1 protein-coding gene is annotated in these 462 nt (G+C 71.9%); it reads right to left on the reverse strand.

Features of this window, described 5'->3' with window-relative positions; all coding sequences use genetic code 11:
* Window positions 1-415: ion channel (locus K4G64_RS39625; RefSeq protein ID WP_221760666.1), on the reverse strand; the 415-nt coding region annotated here is incomplete at its 3' end.
* Window positions 416-462 lie beyond the last annotated feature (47 nt).

Raw genomic sequence — 462 nt, forward strand, 5'->3', positions numbered from 1 at the left:
CGACGGTCGCGAGGGTGACGACGGTGAAGTACAGCGCGTCGACCCGGGTGTGCAGACCGGTGAACTGGCCCGGCTGCCGGGCGAGTGCGTAGTAGCCGGAGGAGAACACCAGCACGGCCAGGCACATCAGCATCGAGATCATGATGCCCGAGCGGGCCTGCGGCCTCTCCAGGACGACGTCGCGCACCTGGCGCAGCAGCAGCGCGGCGACGAGTGCCAGGCAGATCACGAACAGCGGCCAGCCGAGCCAGGGGCGATCGGCGCCGAGCCCTTCCAGCGGCAGCAGGAAGTAGGCCGTGCCGGCGGCCACGAGCAGGGCTCCGGCCCCGATCCGCAGTCGGCGCACACCGGCCGGCCCCGATTCCGGTTCCCGTTTCCGCGCGGGGTGGCGGGGCTGCTCGCTGCCTTCGGGCATGGGTCCGGTCTACGTCGTATCGGGGCGGGACGCGACCGTTGTGCGTC

The organism is Streptomyces sp. WAC04114 (assembly GCF_019733245.1).
GTDB lineage: Bacteria > Actinomycetota > Actinomycetes > Streptomycetales > Streptomycetaceae > Streptomyces > Streptomyces massasporeus_A.